We start from the raw sequence: 394 nt of genomic DNA, 5'->3' as shown, positions 1-394 counted from the left end.
GCCGGAGGCGGCGACTTTCACTCCACCTGCATTGAGAAATGGCCCAGTGATCTTCGTCGGACCATCCACATTCAGGCCGGCGTGGGCGTCGAGGGACTGATTGTAGACGTCCAGACCTTCGGTCGCGTTGAGTGGGTTATTGATATTGTGCAGCGTCGGCGCGGCGAGTACGGAGCATCTAACGAGATCAACGCCAGGGAAAAGTCCACCAATAACGTAGTTGCCGCGCTCGCAGTTGATGCTGTCCTTGAGGTTGGCTGTCTTTGCGGTCCCCGTGGCGCAGTTCACGATCATATAGTTGCCGCCCTCTATGAGGACGTCGTGGCGGGTCGCGTCGGGTGTCGAGAAGAACTTACTGTGCTCGATCGCGTTGAGCCCGCTCTGCAACCGGACG

The 394-nt window shown here is 58.9% G+C and carries 1 protein-coding gene; it reads right to left on the bottom strand.

All coding sequences use genetic code 11. The features are described from left to right. Positions 1-394, bottom strand: a 394-nt coding sequence (locus A5481_RS34750; protein ID WP_197514241.1) for a hypothetical protein, incomplete at both ends; no start/stop codon positions are given.

It is taken from the genome of Methylobacterium platani, assembly GCF_001653715.1.
Taxonomy (GTDB): Bacteria; Pseudomonadota; Alphaproteobacteria; order Rhizobiales; family Beijerinckiaceae; genus Methylobacterium; species Methylobacterium platani.
This window is presented reverse-complemented; position numbering and strand designations above follow the sequence as displayed.